The organism is Niallia sp. FSL K6-0212, from assembly GCF_038007605.1.
GTDB lineage: Bacteria > Bacillota > Bacilli > Bacillales > Cytobacillaceae > Niallia > Niallia circulans.
In genome coordinates, this window is sequence record NZ_JBBOXL010000001.1 from 4,310,601 (window position 1) to 4,329,542 (window position 18,942).

Below are 18,942 nucleotides of genomic sequence, written 5' to 3' on the forward strand. Positions count from 1 at the left end.
CTATGCTTTTATTGGGATGGTAACTTTTACAATCGTTCCCTTCCCTTCTGTACTAGTTATTGTTAGTCCGTATTTTTTTCCATACATTCTTTTTATTCTTTCATTCACATTATTCAAGCCAATACGGTTTCCTATTTTCTCTTTATGTAATATTTGTTGAATTTCGATTAATTTTTCTTTCGGTATGCCTTTGCCATCATCTTGAATAAAAATATGAATAGCTTCTTCCATTTGCACAATATTTATTAGAATAAGCCCACTTTCTACTTTTTCTTCAATCCCATGCACAAATGCATTTTCAACAATAGGCTGCAAGATAAGGGGAAGAATATGATATTGTGCCGTATTTACATCTGATGTAATTTCATATCTTATTCTATTTCCGAAGCGAAGCTGCTGAATTCGCAGATATAGCAGTAAAAAATCAATTTCCTCACTTAATTTCACATATTTCTGCTGATTATTTTCAAGGGATCTTCTTAAAAGTTTGCTTAAAATTTTTACACTTTCTGATACTTCTTTATCCTTATTCTTTAATGCTCTCATCCTTATCATTTCTAATGTATTATAAAGAAAATGTGGATTAATTTGGCTCGCCAATAATTTAAATTCCGATTCCTTCTGCTGCAGCTGCCAGTTTTTTTCTTGTAATTGATGCTGATAATTTTTATGCAATAATTCTCTTAAGCTTTCCATTGTTGTATAGAGCTGATTATAGATATCTCTTATTTCATCATTGCCATCAATCGTTATCGGAATATCAAAATCACCGTTTGCCACTTTATGCATAGAATCTTTTAATTGTAATATCCTTCTATCCATGGAACTCGTATATCTTTTAATAACAAATAATACTAGTAACATAACAAGACCGATAATTGTATAGCTCTTTATCATTATTTTATTTACTTCGTTCAATATTTCTTGATTATTCATTACTGTCACTACTTGAAAATGATTCGTAATGGACTTAGGCAAATCTAACATCTGCCCATAAAATATAAATGGTTTTGTGTCTTTCATTTCAATGGAATAAGTATCCCCAACATTTATTGGATGATTTTTCATTTTGTTTTGCAATTGTTTTGTTAAGTATTTTTTTGGTGTATGGTTCGTATATTGAAAATTCGTTAGCTTTTTGTCTAATAGTAATGCGTTATCAATTGTTGCTGAATTTAATATATCCATTAACAATAACTCATCTACATAAATGGCAAGAACACCAAGAAACTGATTTTCCAAGTTATATACGCTTCTGACTAATGCCAAAAAAGGTTTCTCTGTTACTGGATCTACTAAATTGTACCAATAAATCTTTCCTTTTCCCTGTAGAGCCATTTCATACCACTCCGTCTCTTTTATTTGTTCATCTGCAAAAACGAAGTTCGAATTGGTCATAAATGATTTATTATCTACAAAAAATCGAATATTGGCTAAATTACTATGATACCTAAGAAAATAATCAAATAAAGTGAATTCATTATACCCTTTAATCATTTCCTTAGGATTGGCATACCTTTTTGTTACTAGCTCTTCCAAGCCTTCATCCTGATATATCCAATCTGATATTTGGATAATGGAAGTGAAATTATCTTCTAACCCCTTCCTTACTCTTTCGGTTTCAACCAGTATATCTCTTTCTCGAGACTTGATCATATCCTGCCTTATATTTATTGTTAAATAAATACCTACAATAAATATTGGGATAACTACACTTAAGAACATTAGCATCAATCTTTTTTTTATAGGTATAAATTTACTATGCATCTTTTATCGCCTCTTTACTTAGACAACACTATTTTTTAGGAGAAGACGATATCCATGTCTTATTCGTTATTGGACTGCACATCACAACTTATCGCAAGAACTAATCAAATACTTATCTTTTTTCCAATGTATCAAAAGTACAAGTCCAAGTATATTGCCACTTACTTTTGTTTATCAGTTTTTGATGTGAGGTCTCTTTTTTCACATCATAATGATTACCCAAATTCACATTTGGAAAGCGATTTTCCCGTTTTTCTAAAATGACCGAAACATTGCCCTTTTCTAAATCCCATTCTAATGCTTGAACATAAAGATTATCAGGTAAATAGATACCAGTAGCCTTTCCTCTGCTTAAAAAGTATGGGACCGTCTTTAAGATGGTGACACTATCATCATGTTCCGGGTAGATTAGGCAATCATGAATTACTTTCGGCAAAGAACCATTTGCATCTACATTAAATATATTTTTATCGCGATAATGGGCAGTCGCCAATGAATCCATAAATGCATTTTCCAACACAAGTGCTTCCAATGATTCTGTTACTTCTTTTGTTTGCTCTAAACTTATCGCACACATTGCTGCATGCATTCTCCCATGGGAAGACGTTGTATCGCCTTCCAAATTATTTAACCAAGAATCCATTCGTTTTCGAAAAGCTATTTTTGCTGATTCCCATAATTCCGGTGTATCTTGATTAATCTCTTTTGTTTGGAACAGTGGATACAGATTGGAAAAATGACGATGATTGTCATTCTCTACTGTACTTGGATCTAGCCATTCCGCTATACCACCATCCTCTAACAAACGGTAAGGTGGAATTTGTTCATATAATTGTTTATAAATCTTTGCCACTTCGTCACCCAATTGGGTTTTCGCCTCAATATAGTACTTTATCACACTCTTAACAATCGCAATATCCATTGTTGTATTGTCTCCCATTCCATTTTCAGCTGAATAGCTTGGGGACAAGCGAAGTTTTCCTTCTTTACACTGCGCAAAGTCTAAATAAAATGCCAGCACTTCTTCATAAAAAGGGATGCATTCATGTTTCATAAAAGCTGCATCTTTTGTATAATGCCAATATTCATAATAAAAATAAGCGAGCCATCCGGCCCCTGATATCCAAAAAATGAGCGGCCATTCTTCATTCCAATGAACATGTTTTGCTGTAGTACTGGCATGTACAGGTACCAAAAATCCACGACAACCATAATAGGATTGCGCATTTTCTCTAAAATCTGGGTAATACTGTTTTAATCGTTCAAAAAAGCTGCGATATTCTGTAAAATAGCCACTGCTTGCTAATGATGAAATAGCCAGCTGGACATTTGTATCAAATGTATAATCACCACTCCAAGCAGGATGTAAGGTTCCCGACCATATTCCCTGCAATGTTGGAATTCCATTTGCCATTGATTGAATGACATATCGTGATGCTTGATAAAAAAGCTGCATAAATACTGGTGTTATTTGTTTTCGAGTTCGCATTTCTGAGAGAACTTCTTCAAGATAAATAGTTTCTTGTTCATCCGTTAATAACAGTTTGACAGCGTTAAATTTTTTAGAAAAACACTTTTTGTGTTCTATAATTGCCTTTTCATAACAATGGACTTGTCTTTCCTCTTTGTCTTTTTCGACGTATTGGATTGTAAAATAGATGGTGGTAGAATCATGAAACATTAGGCTATTTCTTTGAGGGATGATTCTCCCATCAGCGGAATCTATAGACCAGATTACATCATAGCCTGTTTGATCTTGATATCTATGTTCCCATTTTAACTGATCATTCGCTGCGACAGTTATCTTCTCTTTCATTTTCATTTCTTTCCAATTAACTGGAATAACGCTTCCAGTTAACGGTTTTTCACTTTTAATTTTACCAAAAATACAATTTTCCTTTTTGGAGGCAAATAAGGTTTCTTCTACCTTGCCTCCTATTGAAGAATTATAAGTTACTTGTATCATTCCATTTTGAAAATCAATGATCCGCTGATAATTTTCTATTGAATCTTGCTTAATCTCTATAAGGAACCTAGCAGCTGGTATAAAAGGATCACTCATCGTTAAACCCTCATAGCCTTGTTCTTGGGCTTTCTCATAAAAATAACTAATTCCTTCCCTATAGCCTTGCTTATCTATAATGGAGCGAAGTTCTTCTAGATGGGGAGCTAAATATGGCAGCTTTTGCATTTGATTATCTTTTAGAAATAGGTCTTGTACTGTAAAATCCAAATAAGTGACACTTGGAGTTCCATATAGAACTAGCCCCATTTTTCCATTACCAATTAATAGGCCATCTTCCCAACGATCAGCGATGGAACGATTAATTAATTTTGTCATCATTAACTCTCCCCTTTCTTTTAAATAAGTTATTTCGATGATTTATAATGAACATGAACTTTTCACCATTTTTCTTACGCAGCATTGTTTCTAACCCTCTGGTAGACGATATTGCGAAATCTATAGTCCATCTAACACTAGCTCAAGTAAAACTCCCTTCCCCTAATTCCTAGCATTGTATCTACATAAAACGCTTGTCCCTAACCTAAATAATGTTTGATTACAACAGATGTATATGGATAGAATTTTCCCTCTCCATAGGTCGCGAATACTTTTTCCCTTCGGAATAAATAATATTGCACTGCGCTCTGCAGTTGCTTGATTAATCATTTGCAAAATTCACCTGATAGTTTTTTTGTGGGAAGAGCATGAAATTCCTCTAAAATATGATTGCGCTTACATATTTTAATAATAACAATTATGCCATTAAAAATAGCTGTAAATATTAGTTATAAAAATAGAAAAATTAGTGGTTTCTAAAAAACAATTAAAATAAAAAAGAAGGAAACCAATGGTTTCCTTCTTTTTTGCCGCATTTGCCGCTTTGATGTATGGAGTTTCAAAACCTGCTCCACCAGGTGGGTGTTCGCAAAAGCTCTCATCATATGTCCTAATGACAAATGGCATTAGGCCTGCTGATCCTGCTTTAATATAGAACTCCCTAATTATCGATAAAGGTTGAAACTTCATACGATAACGTACAACGCAGCTTCTATGTTTTTATCATACATGATTAAGGAAAGAAAAGCAAATGGAAAATAAAGTATATTTTCCGATTTTCCTGCCTAATTATGCGCGTGAAACGTAACTTGCTTCAGATGTATTAATGATTAAACGGTCACCTTGGTTAACGAAGAAAGGAACTTGAACCGTTAGCCCTGTTTCCATTACAGCTGGTTTAGTACCACCAGAAGCAGTATCTCCTTTAATACCCGGTTCTGTTTCGGTAACTTCTAATTCAACTGTATTTGGCAGTTCTACCCCTAATGTTTCTGATTGGTACATCATAATATGGACTTCCATATTTTCTTTTAAGAATTTCAATTCATATTCAATAACAGCTTCAGGAAGTTCAATTTGGTCATAAGATTCTACATCCATGAATACATGCTGGTCACCATTTGCGTATAAATATTGCATTTTACGGTTATCAATTTGTGCTTTCGCTACTTTTTCCCCAGCTCTAAAAGTTTTTTCTTGAACAGCACCTGTACGTAAATTCTTTAATTTTGAACGAACAAAAGCTGCACCCTTACCAGGTTTAACGTGTTGGAAATCCAGTACGCGCCAAATTCCTCCGTCTACCTCAATTGTTAAACCTGTTTTAAAATCGTTTACTGATATCATGCAGTAATCCTCCTATAAAATAATCAATTCTTTCGTTGAATGGGTTAAAGCTTCATTATGATCTTCGGTTATAATTGTATCATCTTCAATACGCACTCCACCTAGACCTGGAATATAAATTCCTGGCTCTACTGTTACTACCATACCTGGTTCTAATGGAGCATTATTTCGGAAGGATAGATTCGGTCCTTCATGGACTTCTAACCCTATTCCATGACCTGTTGTATGTCCAAAATACTCTCCATATCCTTTTTCAGTTATGTAATCACGAGTAAGTGCATCTGCTTCGACACCAGTCATACCTGGTTTAATGCCTTTCATACCCTTAAGTTGAGCTGTTAAAACAATATCATAGATTTCTTTTAATTTCTCATCTGGGTTACCGACAGCGATTGTTCTCGTAATATCAGATACATATCCATTATAATACGCACCATAGTCTAATGTAATGAAGTCACCAGCTTCAATCACTTTATCGGATGCTACCCCATGCGGCAATGCAGATCTTTTTCCTGATGCAACAATAGTATCAAAGGAAGATGAAGTGGCGCCTAATTTTCTCATAAAAAACTCTAATTCATTCGAAACTTCCAATTCTGTTTTCCCGACCTTAATGAAATCAAGAATATGGGTGAAAGCAGCGTCAGCAATCTTAGCAGCTTCCTTTAATATCTTAATCTCTTCATTTGTCTTAATCAAGCGTAACTTTTCAATTATTCCTGAAACAGGCACTAATTCACCTTTTACTACTGTTTCTAACTCCTTAAACTGAGTAAATGTTGTATAATCTTGTTCGAATGCCAATTTCTTGATTCCTAATTTCTCTGCTTGAGTAGCAACCTCTTGTAGAATCGCTCCTTTATGCTGCACGATTTCAAAGCCAATACACTGATTACCAGCTTGCTCTACATAACGAAAATCTGTAATGAATAACGCTTTTTCCCCACTGATTAAGACTGCTCCAGCGGAACCTGTAAAATTACTTACATAGCGTCTATTATAAGTGCTTGATATTAAAATGCCATCTGCCCCAACCTCTGTCAGCGCTTCTCTTATTCTCTTCAGTTTCTCCATTAAAATCCTCTCCCTTAGTTTATACATTTCCTAGAGGCTCGTGGTTCAGCCTTCCCAATTCTAGACAAGGTAAAAATCTGAATGATGAAAAAAGTACACTCATGTTAATTATTTTAACATAAATACAGGTAGAATACAGGCGAAATTGTATGTAAACAGAGATTTTAGTTACCCTAACTAGCTGACCCAAAAACACAATCTTAGGAAACTGAAAATTAGAGTCTGTTTACCCCTTTTCAAATATACTATTGGCTTAGTCCCCTTCTCTCCCTGTCATATTCGTAACTGCTTTTTTGTCTTTCCATTTTTTTAACTGAATTTCACTTTCTTCATAAGAGATTGAGGTTCCAACAAAAACTCCATATAAAATATACAAACATACCGACGAAATGATCGTATCTCTTTTTAATTCCAAAAAAGGCGCCATACTTGGAAAAATGGGATTTAAAATAATAAAAACACAAACAAACAAGGCAATACCATACCCCATGCCTATGTAAATGGTTTTAAATTTTCTTAAGATAAGGTAATAGGCAAACGCTGCTCCAGTGGAGAAAAAACCAATGGCAATGAAGCTAATTACCGTTCCTAGCCATCCATATTTCCAGCTTCCAATCGCCCAAGGTTCTAAAATAAAATTAGGGCGTAATTCGGTAAAATTAAAAATATATCCTATGTAACCGATAAGCGTCCAGAATATTCCACCAAACATTCCTGTCCAAATTACTAAAGAAATAAAAGACATTGGCCTGCCTTTTTCATGTGAATCATGTTGATTATCCATCCTATCCACCTCCGAATAATAGTATGTCCCATTCCTTTTCTTTCCTTGCAAAATATCTGATTAACATCAATTATGGAAGAAAAGAATGTCCTGCTAGTGGTTTTTTGAATTTTTTAGTAATATAGTAATAGGGGAATTTACAACCTTCATATTCTTCCCTATAAATAGGAAGCTTGTTGTTTTCACCTAATTTATCCAGAGGTTGGTGTAATTATACATGTCAAGTGAACAAAAACCATTATACGGAGGCCAGGCTGTTGTAGAAGGTGTCATGTTTGGTGGAAAACATCATTATGTCACCGCGATTAGACGAAAAGATCAGTCTGTAGATTACTTTCATCTTCCAAGAACGTATAATGATAAACTTACAAAATTAAAAAAAATCCCGTTTTTAAGAGGGCTTATTGCCATTATTGAATCGAGCGGAAATGGAACAAAACATTTAAATTTTTCAACAGATCGGTTTGATTTAGATCCTTCTGAAGATTATAAATTAGAAGAACAAGAACCTTCTAAATTATCGATGGTTTTAGGGGTCGCTGTTCTGGGAGTCCTATCCTTTCTATTCGGAAAATTCATTTTCACGCTTATTCCAACTTTTTTAGCAGCTTTATTTATGCCGATTATTTCTGGTCATGTTGCCCAAATATTGTTAGAAAGCTTGTTTAAACTAATTCTTTTACTTGGGTATATTTACTTTGTGTCCCTCACTCCCATTATAAAACGAGTATTTCAGTATCATGGAGCTGAACACAAAGTAATTAATGCATATGAAAATGGGAAAGATTTGACTGTGCAAAATGTGCAAGCAGCTTCTAGATTACATTATCGCTGTGGATCGAGCTTTATCCTTTTCACCGTAATAGTTGGTTTATTCCTTTATCTATTCTTCTATCCAGAAAATCTGTTAGAAAGAGTATTAATCCGAATTGCTTTAATTCCAGTAGTTATCGGGATTTCATTTGAAGTACTTCAAATTACGAATAAATTAAGAGACGTTCCTGTGTTAAAATATCTTGGTTTGCCAGGTCTATGGCTGCAATTATTAACGACAAAAGAACCAAGCGATGATCAAGTAGAAATAGCAATACTTTCCTTTAATGAATTAAAAAGACGCGAGGAAGAAACAGAAGCACAATTATCAAGACAATGATTGAATAAATAGAAGCAATGGGTATTATCTTTTAAAAGGGATTACCCCTTTTTTAATGGTTCATATCATTTCGATGCGAAAAATCTTTTTTCTGAAAACTTTTTCAAGTGAACAATTTAACCCTTTTTGAATAAACTTTTCTTATTAATAGTTTAAAAGTTAGAAAAAATGCTTATCATGCTTTTAGGGAGGTGGCTTTTTTGAAGAACCGATTTTCACTTATCTTATTTGGAAGTATCATTTTCCTTGCTTTCATCGGTCTATCTGTAAATTTAATTAAAAATCCTAGTGGATTTTTTCTAAACATTGTTGTGATGGTCGCTGTTGGTGCCGCTATATGGTTCATTTATCGCCATTTCAGTACATCTAGCCCACAAAAAAAAGAGCAAAAAGCTTTTCTAAAAGCTGCAAAGCAATCAAAAAAAAGGCTACAGACAAGGGACAGATCATCTTCTGGACAACAACAATTAACAAAAACCTCTTCCATAAAAGCCAATAAGCATAAAAGAAGTAAGAGTACTGCTCATTTGACTGTTATTGAAGGCAAGAAGAGCAAAAAGAAGAATCGAGCTTCCTTATAAGGGCTCGATTCCTTTTTTAATATTCTTATCATTAGCGATACACCTCATAAGAGAAACAATTTAATAAGCCCATGATTTAAAAAATTTAATGGCACAATCTCTCCCTAGTTGTATGAGCTTCGCTTGATCCTCTTTCGTAAGCGCAAATTCTGTTGCTAAAACACCTTCAGTTGGTACAAATATGATATTTTTCTCATGCTTTCGCGAAATATATCTCGAATCGTGCGCATCTTTCATTGTTTCAAACATGGCTGCGAATAAATCAATGGCATTTGAGATTTTATGTTTTGGATGCTCCATGATATTATGACTTAACTTTATCCCTAATATCGGTCGTGTTTTTAATACATTTTCTTGATCAAATAACCACATTGGGAAATTACTTAATACACCGCCATCGACAATCACATTTTTATTTGCCTTACTGCCGATTATCACTGGTTCAAAAAAATAAGGAAGACTACAGCTCATTCGAATAGCCTTTGCAATGGAAAATGTCTGAGGATTGATGCCGTATTTCGGTAGATCATCTGGCAGAATCATTAATACGCCATTTGTAATATCTGAAGCGATAAAACGTAATGTTTGAGGAGGAATATCCGCAAAAGTTCTTAATCCTTTTGCAGCTAATTTCTCTTCTATCCATTTTTCTAATTCCTCTCCTTTATATAGACCTAATTTCCAATAGAGAAAGAACCATTTTGCAAGAGGAAAGGGGATAAATAACTTTCTTTCATCCAAAAACATATTCAAATCCAAATCTTCAAGAAGCTGGGCTATCTCTCTGCTTGTATAGCCTGCAGCAATTAGGGCTGCAACAATGGAACCTGCACTAGTTCCTGCTAGTCTAGCAAATTTAAAGCCACGCTGTTCAACTACCTCATAGGCGCCAACTAATGCCAGCCCCTTAATTCCTCCGCCAGAAAATACCCCGTCTATATACATTTAATCACTCCTTTTAAAAGCAGTTAAGGCGAAAGATATAGATGGAATCCCTACACCTCCCTACCTCAAATTTAGTATTACGAAGTGAAAAATAGTACAGAAGACAAGTTAAAAGTTCATGCTTTTATCAGCATCTCTTTAGCTCCACTAAAAATTGCTGTATGCAGTTAGGCATTTGTATCAAGCAAATTAGTGCAGGAACACATAAACTATTTTGAAAGCAGAAAAATCTAGGCACTTTTCCTTGCAAACAGGATAGTAAAAAGAGGTAGTATGTTTAGAGGTTAGGTGTTAAAAGAAGCGAAAAAGAAAAGAGGAGGAATCATTATGCAAAATCACTACATTGATGCAAATGATGTGAGGAGAATTCGCCCTGGCTTTGGTTTTGGAAGACCTGGCTTTGGTTTCGGAAGACCTGGTTTTGGCTTCGGAAGACCTGGCTTTGGCTTTGGAAGACCTGGGTTCGGACTTGGACTGGGATTACTTGGCGGGTTAGCAACAGGCGCGTTACTTGCTCCAGCTCTATATGGAGGATACGGTTATCCACCTTATGGTTATGGGTATCCACCGTACAGTTATGGGTATGGTTATCCACCTTATGGATTTTATTAAAACTAGTTGTTCCCAGTAGTGTATGTATGGTCCTGACAATGTAAATCATAACTAAATCATATAAACATTTGCAAATTTAATGAAAAGAAGAATTAAATATTGCAATCTTGCAATCAAAATACCTAAACAATAATATGTAAATGCCATTACATTATTGTTTAGGTATTTATTCGCGGCCAATATACATACTTCTGAAGTACTTTTACTAAGCTTTCGCTATTTCATATCATGTGATTTCATTTTATCTAATTCTTTTCTTCTTTTTTCGTGCAGATACTTTCTTCCGCCACTCCATTCTGCAAGAAGAAATAAACTTCCTAATAATAGAATAAGGATGTATGCAATAAAACTTTCGATTCGATCTGTTGCCAGCATCCATGTAACAAAGCCAATATAAAGTAAAGGTAAAACTGCTCCCCAGTAAATACTGTTTCTAGTTGAAAAGAAGAACTGAACAGCCAGAATACCAGCAGTAATAAAAACGCCATAAAAATCTATATCCATTATGTCTCATTCCTTTCTTTTTTATATTTTTCAATAATTAATTTTGCATCTTCCACACTTATACGATCATCAATTGACAGGCCTTTGATAAATTTAATAAACTCTTCGTTTTCCACGACATCATTCATTTTGATTTTATCTATTAAACGATCAAGTTTAAGTCTAACTGTTGGATAGGAAACCTCATAGATTTTGGCAATTTCTTTTAATGATCCTGAAGTTAGAATAAACTTCTTGATAAATTCTAGATCTTCAATTTCTAAGGTTAAAAGCCAGTTTGGCACATCTTTTATATCCACACAACCTCACTCCTTTCTATTTATCACAAAATTAGTTTAACATATTTTTTAATAAAGTAAAATAAAATATTAATTTTATTAAAAATATTTTATATCTATACTTTAATTTTTATGATAATTTAGTTAAAAATTTTAGAATTTTATTTAAGAATGAAAGAAGTTATTACTTTAAATCAAAAGAATTCCTTTTATGTCTACTTCTTTCTATTACTCTCTCTACCAATAATTAGGGTGCAGTTCACGTATGCGACGAAGCGGCTCGGCGCTCGCCCCATGGAAAGCGAACCCCTGTAGCGGAAATCAATACCCTATTAGAAGAGGTCATAAAAAAAGACCATAGACAAAACCTCAAATTTCAAGGAGTTTGTCTATGGTCTGAGAGGCTGTACATTTCACAGCCTTCTTTTACATGTAAAACAGTTTTGGGATTAATCGTTTCGTTATTAATCACATTTTGCATCCCCTCATCTATCCATCTGAGAAGAATTTGTTTCCCCATCAAATACTGTCACTATAACACCATCTATATTGTTGCCTGATAGCTCATAGTGAAGATTGTCTGGTACATGAATATCCGTAGTTTTTGCGAGCGGATAATAAGAGACATCATATTTTTTCTCATTTAGCGTAATCGAAATGTTTCTTTCTTCTTTTAAATAAGCTAAGTATTCTTCTAAAACTAAATCCTTTTCCGCCATAATTGCACTATGCGGCAATCCAACATAGCGAATGTGCCAAGGTTCATATTGAATTCCAGTAACTTCTGTTTTATCCTTGGGATAACGTAATATAAAGCCATATCTCCAAGCGTTATTCTCTAACCATTTACCTTCAGGTGCTGCCTCCATCTTCATTTGTGTAGACCCTACATCAAGTGATAAACCTAAATTATGTTCGCTATAGCCTGCCGGCAAAGCATAGTCTGCCCCCATCTCATGATACAGAACATTTTGCTCCTCAAAGTCTCGAAAGCCACTACTGATTAGAAAATGATCAACCCCTTCCTTTTTAGCGGCAGCTATCATCTCTGAGAATTTATGGAGTACCTCCTTAGACAATTTAATATCATTATCAAACAGTACAAATCCCTGTGTCCATTCTTTATGCCTGAATAACTCGACAATATCTGACTTTATACTCTCTTGATGAACCGGAAATTCATTATTAATCAAGAGCAAATTTCCTTGAAAGACCATTTCTCTTGAAATCTTTATCTTTCGTAAACCCTCATCGTTAGCACGATTTTCTAAATATCCACTGTTTTTTTGAATCACTATTTTATCTGAAAGAGGAGATTCTTTATAGACAAAGAAAAAAAACACACCTATTAATAATAACAATAAACATCCCCACTTCTTCATTTTAAAATCCTCCTTATTCTTATAAATAATAGAATAGGGACAACTTTTTAAAAAAAGAGTAGGGTAAAGTTTAAATTTTTCTTAAATTCTTTATAAAATTTCAATTGGAGCATTTTCCTGCGGTAAACGTACTTCAAACACAGTACGTATCAAATTACTTTCAGCTTTTATCTTGCCATTATGCTGCTCCACAATATTCTTTGCAATGAATAAACCAAGGCCTGTGCTATTTTCTTGCTGAGTTCGTGCTTTATCACCTGTATAAAACATATCAAAAAGAAAAGGGTGTTCTTCAGCCGGAATACTATCTCCATAATTTACAACCTGAACAACTACTACATCTTCTTCAACAAAACCATTAATGTCCACATACTGGCCATCATATCCATATCGAATAGCATTAGTTAAAAGATTTTCAAATACACGAGCTAATAACTCTCCATCTCCCCAAATAAGTAAATTAGGCTTAATGTTTATTCGAGCAATTAAATCATTTTTCTCAAAAATTGGATATAACTCTTCTTTTAATTGAAGAAGTAAATCACTTATATTAATTTCCTTCTTATCAATTGGCAGCATGCCATAGTTCATTCTAGTAATTTCGAATAATTCATCAATCAATCTTTCTAAACGCTGAGATTTAGTATAAGCAATCGTTAAAAAATGCTTTAGTTGTTCTTTAGTCAACTTCTCATTCTTCAGGATTAAGTCTAAATAACCTAAAATAGAAGTTAAAGGAGTACGCAAATCATGAGCCAAATTTACAACTAACTGTTCCTTACTACTTTCTGAAAAGTCGCCTCTTTGTATGGCCTCTTCTAATTTCTCGCTAGCCCGATTAATTGCTTGTCCAATATCTCCAAATTCATCATTTGAGTGGATTATTACTTTATGTTTAAAGTTCCCATGAGAAAGATAATGAATTCCATTGGATATATCCTTGAAATAATTTGAATAAGGCTTTGTGAGTATATAAAAAAACAATAAGGACAGGCAGAAAAATAGTATAAAAAAGAAGGCAAAATCTCCAATACTTTTGATGAATTGACGAAGCAGTACTAGTGAATCACCATATTGAACCATCGTATGATAGTAAAGTTGTAACACTTTATAAATGAAATAAGTGATGATACCTGTCAGAAACATACTGGCAGCAAATAATGCAGTTATTCTAGTACGAAAACTGCGCATAAATTTAGCCATTGAAGGCATACCCCACTCCCCATACAGTTTTGATAATCTTATTTTTCCGCTTATCTTCTCCAAGCTTTTTCCTCAATGTGCGTATATGCACCATCACCGTATTAGCTCCTTCAAAATATGCATCCCCCCATACTTTTTGAAAGATATTTTCAACACTATAAACTTTCTTCGGATGACTAGCTAACAAATGTAAAATATCAAACTCTTTCGGAGTCAGTTCAATCGTTTCTCCATGAAGCAACACAGTACGTTGCTCAAGTGAAATGACTATTTCACCAAATTCCAAGATTGTTTTATTAGTGTTTGCGATTGGATTATTCAGCTTCATAAATCGTCGTAATTGAGCATTCACACGTGCCACTAATTCAATGGGAATAAATGGCTTTGTCATATAATCATCTGCTCCAATCACTAATCCATGGACTTTATCAAAATCAGAAGTCTTTGCACTCAAAAAAATGATAGGCATATTATACTGTTCCCGAATCAGGCGAGTTACTTCATATCCATCCATTATCGGCATCATTATGTCTAAAATCACCAAATCAATGGACCGAGTCTGGATAGCTAATATTGCATCTTGGCCATTAAGCACTTTCACACAATTGTAACCTTCTTTTTCTAGATGGATTGCAACCAGATCAGCAATCTCTTCCTCATCATCTGCAATTAAAATCGAAATAGTTTTCATCTGTTTCACTCCTTTAAGAAGTTTCATCGCTTTAATAGCAAAACTCCAAGCTTCAAAAATGTTTAGGAGGAATATCTTTTTCAATATATCCTCTCCGAGTTCTATTCATTACTATAAGCTGTTATACTACTTTTACGCAACTTCTCCTGTCCCTATTTAGTATCACATAAATTCATTCTCAACTTTCAGCTATAAAAAAACCTCTTCATTAATATTAAGAAGAGGTTTTTTGGGGGGATGTTTTCAATTCAGCCATTTTTCTATACCTAATATTTATTAAAGTCCACATTTTAATTGTGTGTTGCAATTCGTACAAGTATTACAGCCACCAATTTCTTCGACGACGCCTTGTCTGCATACAGGACAAGTATCGCCTATCTCTGACCCAATCGTTACGTTTGTTGATTGCAATTCATTTATTGTATCAACAAGTACAACATGTGTTTTTTCCTGTTTTTGTAGTAGTATATCTTCGAATGTATTCTCTTCTGCCTTTAATGTAAGCACTTGACTGTCACGTGAACCATCAACATATACCGTACCACCCTTAGCGCCGCCACGGTATAATCTCTCATATACTTTCTGAACTTGCTCTACACTATAACCTTTTGGCGCATTTACCGTTTTACTAATAGAGCTGTCAATCCATCGTTGAATGATGCATTGTACATCAGCATGAGCCTCAGGTTCCAGATCCATTGCAGCAACGAACCAATTGGGAAGAGTATCTGGATCTGCCTCTGGATGTGCATCTAAATATTCTTGAACAATATCTGCTTTTACTTCGATAAATTTTCCAAGTCTCCCGCTGCGGAAGTAAGAGAAGGAAAAGTATGGTTCCAGACCAGTTGATACCCCAACCATTGTACCTGTGCTTCCGGTTGGTGCAACAGTTAGTAAATGGGAATTACGGATACCATATTGAAGAATATTGTCTCTAATATCCTTAGGCATTTTTTTCATGTAGCCAGTATGAATAAAAGCATTGCGTAATCCCGCTTCTCCCTCTTCTGTTTCTGCTTGTAAGAATGGGAAGCTGCCTTTTTCTTTTGCCAAGTCAATCGATGTTCTGTATGCAGTTGTTGCAATCGTTTCAAATACTTTATCTACTAAAACATTTCCTTCTTCACTGCCATATTCTGTTTCACAGTATATGAGTAAATCATGAAGACCCATTACTCCAAGTCCAACACGACGCTCTCCTAGAGCCTGGTCTTTATTTTCTTCCAAGAAGTAAGGTGTGGCATCAATAACATTATCCTGCAATCTTACGCCTACTTCTACTGTTTTCTTAAGCTTCTCAAAATTAACAGTCTTGTTTTCTTTATCTGCCATTTCTGCAAGATTAACAGCAGCAAGGTTACATACACTATATGGTGCCAGCGGCTGCTCACCACATGGGTTTGTCGCGACAACTTTTTGACCGTAGCTAGTTGCGTTTGTCATTTCATTTGCATTATCAATATAGAAGATACCGGGCTCTGCAGAATAAGTTGCACAGATATTAATTAGGTTCCATAATTCCTTTGCCTTCATTTTACGATAAATACGAACTCTATTTCCCTTTGCCTCCCACTCTCTTACATCACCAACTTTATGCCATTCTTCATTATAATGCTGCATTTGCTCCTTATCGTAACTTTCTACATCTGGGAAACGAAGTGCATATTCTTCATCCTTCTCCACCGCTTCCATAAATTCCTTTGTTAAGCAGACAGAAATATTTGCGCCAGTTAAAAATTCTGTCTGATGAACAGAATATGTCCCTCCGATTGAAAGCTTTTCTTCTGCATCCCTGAAAATTTCCTCGTTAAAACCACCTTGGCCAGGGATATTCTTATAATTTAGAATGCCTCGATACATGGCACGATCTTTGTCCGTTAATGGCGTAAATTTTAATTTATCTTGTGCATATTTTTTAATGGTTTGGTCTTGTGTATTATCGATCAAGAACCGTAAAATGCGAGGATTTTGCATTTTCGAAATAATGAATTCAATAATATCTGGATGCCAGTCAGCTAGCATAATCATTTGAGCACCACGACGAGATCCACCTTGCTCTACTAAATGGGTTAATTTTGCAATATCATCCAACCAAGAAACAGAACCTGAAGATTTTCCATTAACTCCTTTTGCTAATGTATTCCGCGGTCTTAATGTAGATCCATTTGTTCCTACACCGCCTCCACGACTCATGATTTCCATAACCTGCTTACGATGCTCGGAAATACCTTCTCTTGAATCTGGAACAAAAGGCATTACATAGCAATTGAAATATGTAACATCCGTTCCTGCACCTGCTCCATATAACACACGACCAGCCGGGATGAAGTTCAAATTAACAAGCTCCTGGTAAAACTTTTCGAACCATTCTTTTCTTTTCTCTTCCGTCTTTTCTACTGACGCTAGACCAGTTGCATTACGCTTAGCGATTTGCTCATAATATATCTCCAATGGTTTTTCAATAACATCTAAAGAACGAATGACAACTCCTGTTTCTGCTTCTTTTCCTTCCAGCACACCACGATAATCTTCTTCTACTAACACTGTTGCTGTGTTTAAGACATGATCAATTTCTTGAATAAATCCAAGTCCTCTTGCTGGAAACTTAGGGTCCTCTTTAATAGTTAAAACCACAAAATCACCAGCAGTTAATGTAATTTTCTCTGTATCTTTATACGTATAACGATCAAGCATTACTAGTCGAGAAACGCCTTTATGTGTTAGCTTCATATCTAGAGTAATTGGATAGACCTCCGGAAATAAAGCAATATCCTTATTCAGTTTCTCAACATTTAATTTAATACCCCGACTTAACATTGTAGACATACGGACAACTCCTTCACTCATATAAAAATGCTATCTAATTGATGAAAAATTTCTTTTATACTTAAATAAGAACTCCCATCCATAACCATGGTTAATTGAACCATACATCCCTTTCCAAACAGTTGATATCTATCCTTCTCTCCTTTATAGAAGTTTAAGAGTGGGATAAATCTATCAATAGGTGTCTAGTATTGCAATAACCTTAATCTATCACACCAAAACAGCGAAATCAATATATAGTATATAAACAAACATAAAACATCTATATATTGTGTATGGATAGAGTGTTAACCAATTTGTCAAATGATAAAATAAGTAAATTTTAAAGAAAAGGTAAGAGAAATGAAGAAAACTGGTTATTTAAAAGGATTTTCAACTTCTTTTGCACTTGCAGCATACAAAAAAGCATAAGCCATTGGTATAGAGCGCTTAATCGATTGAGATAATAGCTCAAAATATTTTTACATAAACATTTGTCTACAAAAGAAAAACACGAAATTCCATTAATAAAAGAATTTCGTGTTTAAGGATGTTATCGTCTTAAGTTCCATTCATCTTTTTCATATTTTTCTTTGGCGATTTTTTCAACATATCCTAATTCTTCATCTGTTAGTTGATAGTTTTCTAATTGAATATTTAATCCTACTTCAAAACCTTTTTTAAAGGCCTCTTTCGCCATTTCGATGGTAATATTTCTTGTGGTTAACTCATTAATTGCCACCGCTTTACTCTTAAATGCTTTTTGCATTCTCTCTTTGACACGTTCATTTGGATACTTAAATAAACGGAATAATTTATCCTCATCTAAATCAAGTAAAATGGAACCATGCTGCAAAATTACACCTTGCTGTCTTGTCTGTGCACTTCCGGCAACTTTTCTGCCTTCCACAACTAATTCATACCAACTGGGAGCATCAAAGCATACTGCGGATCTTGGGCTTTTTAAATTATTTCGCTGCTCTTCTGTTTTCGGCACTGCAAAATAAGCATCCAAACCTAAAAAATGAAAACCTTTTAAAATACCTTCCGAAATTACACGATATGCTTCTGTAACTGTTTTAGGCATATTAGGATGTTCTTCTGACACAATAACACTGTATGTTAATTCGTGTTCATGCAGTACACCTCTTCCGCCTGTCGGTCTTCTAACAAATCCAAGTCCCAATTCTTTCACTGCATCTAAATCAATTTCTTTCTCTACCTTCTGAAAATATCCAATAGATAAAGTAGCAGGATTCCAGCCATAAAAACGGATAACCGGCGGAAAAACTCCTTTAGAATGCCATTCTAATAAAGCTTCGTCTAATGCCATATTAAAAGAAGGAGAATGATTGCCTGAATCAATAAATCTCCATGTTTCTTTTACCATGATGAACCCTCTTTTTCTATGTATGATGTATTCCTAAATCCTTACTAAGGATATCAAAATATCAGATTATTTAAAAGTAACT

The 18,942-nt window shown here is 34.5% G+C and carries 16 protein-coding genes and 1 other RNA gene; 3 read left to right on the plus strand and 14 right to left on the minus strand.

Annotation, left to right across the window (positions count from 1 at the left end):
- The 6 genes from MHH96_RS20710 to MHH96_RS20735 all read right to left on the minus strand — a co-directional run bounded on the left by MHH96_RS20710 (window position 1) and on the right by MHH96_RS20735 (window position 7,313).
- Window positions 1-1,767, minus strand: coding sequence for a cache domain-containing sensor histidine kinase (locus tag MHH96_RS20710; protein WP_328282667.1), 1,767 nt, complete (start codon window positions 1,765-1,767; stop codon window positions 1-3).
- Between the two features lie 112 nt (window positions 1,768-1,879).
- A complete protein-coding gene (locus tag MHH96_RS20715; RefSeq protein WP_082138259.1) occupies window positions 1,880-4,111 on the minus strand; it encodes a glycosyl hydrolase family 95 catalytic domain-containing protein in 2,232 nt (743 codons plus the stop codon).
- Window positions 4,112-4,631: 520 nt separating this feature from the next.
- A non-coding RNA gene (ssrS, locus tag MHH96_RS20720) (6S RNA) lies at window positions 4,632-4,823 on the minus strand.
- Between the two features lie 74 nt (window positions 4,824-4,897).
- Window positions 4,898-5,455 carry an elongation factor P gene (efp, locus tag MHH96_RS20725; RefSeq protein WP_047941155.1) on the minus strand — a complete coding sequence of 186 codons (558 nt, stop codon included), beginning with the start codon at window positions 5,453-5,455 and terminating at the stop codon, window positions 4,898-4,900.
- A 12-nt stretch (window positions 5,456-5,467) separates the two neighbouring features.
- Complete coding sequence (locus MHH96_RS20730) at window positions 5,468-6,529, minus strand: M24 family metallopeptidase (RefSeq protein ID WP_047941156.1); 1,062 nt, start codon at window positions 6,527-6,529, stop codon at window positions 5,468-5,470.
- A 253-nt stretch (window positions 6,530-6,782) separates the two neighbouring features.
- Window positions 6,783-7,313, minus strand: a complete 531-nt coding sequence (locus MHH96_RS20735; RefSeq protein ID WP_047941157.1) for a YqhR family membrane protein — start codon at window positions 7,311-7,313, stop codon at window positions 6,783-6,785.
- A 217-nt stretch (window positions 7,314-7,530) separates the two neighbouring features.
- Between MHH96_RS20735 and MHH96_RS20740 the strand changes: the two genes are divergently transcribed.
- Both MHH96_RS20740 and MHH96_RS20745 read left to right on the plus strand, forming a co-directional pair.
- The gene (locus MHH96_RS20740; protein ID WP_047941159.1) at window positions 7,531-8,466 is read left to right on the plus strand and encodes a DUF1385 domain-containing protein; all 936 of its coding nucleotides are present in this window, start codon (window positions 7,531-7,533) and stop codon (window positions 8,464-8,466) included.
- 191 nt (window positions 8,467-8,657) lie between these two features.
- Entirely contained in the window at window positions 8,658-9,047 is a 390-nt protein-coding gene (locus tag MHH96_RS20745) for an SA1362 family protein (protein ID WP_236691776.1), read from the plus strand.
- A gap of 60 nt (window positions 9,048-9,107) precedes the next feature.
- Here the strand turns inward: MHH96_RS20745 and MHH96_RS20750 are convergent, their stop codons facing one another.
- Complete coding sequence (locus tag MHH96_RS20750; protein ID WP_047941161.1) at window positions 9,108-9,992, minus strand: patatin-like phospholipase family protein; 885 nt, start codon at window positions 9,990-9,992, stop codon at window positions 9,108-9,110.
- Window positions 9,993-10,319: 327 nt separating this feature from the next.
- Between MHH96_RS20750 and MHH96_RS20755 the strand changes: the two genes are divergently transcribed.
- Window positions 10,320-10,604: a hypothetical protein gene (locus MHH96_RS20755; protein ID WP_047941162.1), complete on the plus strand. Its 285-nt coding sequence runs from the start codon at window positions 10,320-10,322 to the stop codon at window positions 10,602-10,604.
- A gap of 216 nt (window positions 10,605-10,820) precedes the next feature.
- Here the strand turns inward: MHH96_RS20755 and MHH96_RS20760 are convergent, their stop codons facing one another.
- The 7 genes from MHH96_RS20760 to MHH96_RS20790 form a co-directional block, all read right to left on the minus strand.
- Window positions 10,821-11,108: a hypothetical protein gene (locus MHH96_RS20760; protein ID WP_047941163.1), complete on the minus strand. Its 288-nt coding sequence runs from the start codon at window positions 11,106-11,108 to the stop codon at window positions 10,821-10,823.
- Entirely contained in the window at window positions 11,108-11,407 is a 300-nt protein-coding gene (locus MHH96_RS20765; protein WP_047941164.1) for a DUF2089 family protein, read from the minus strand. The genes MHH96_RS20760 and MHH96_RS20765 overlap by 1 nt, the downstream gene beginning before the upstream one ends.
- 464 nt (window positions 11,408-11,871) lie before the next feature.
- The gene (gene vanY / locus MHH96_RS20770) at window positions 11,872-12,768 is read right to left on the minus strand and encodes a VanY-A/VanY-F/VanY-M family D-Ala-D-Ala carboxypeptidase (protein ID WP_047941165.1); all 897 of its coding nucleotides are present in this window, start codon (window positions 12,766-12,768) and stop codon (window positions 11,872-11,874) included.
- A 90-nt stretch (window positions 12,769-12,858) separates the two neighbouring features.
- On the minus strand, window positions 12,859-13,971 hold the full coding sequence (locus tag MHH96_RS20775; RefSeq protein ID WP_047941358.1) for a HAMP domain-containing sensor histidine kinase: 1,113 nt from the start codon (window positions 13,969-13,971) through the stop codon (window positions 12,859-12,861).
- A complete protein-coding gene (locus MHH96_RS20780; protein ID WP_047941359.1) occupies window positions 13,964-14,662 on the minus strand; it encodes a response regulator transcription factor in 699 nt (232 codons plus the stop codon). Before MHH96_RS20780 ends, MHH96_RS20775 begins: the two co-directional genes overlap by 8 nt.
- Before the next feature lie 276 nt (window positions 14,663-14,938).
- Window positions 14,939-17,491, minus strand: a complete 2,553-nt coding sequence (locus MHH96_RS20785) for a vitamin B12-dependent ribonucleotide reductase (RefSeq protein WP_144545202.1) — start codon at window positions 17,489-17,491, stop codon at window positions 14,939-14,941.
- Window positions 17,492-18,023: 532 nt separating this feature from the next.
- Window positions 18,024-18,860, minus strand: a complete 837-nt coding sequence (locus MHH96_RS20790) for a lipoate--protein ligase family protein (protein ID WP_047941167.1) — start codon at window positions 18,858-18,860, stop codon at window positions 18,024-18,026.
- Window positions 18,861-18,942 lie beyond the last annotated feature (82 nt).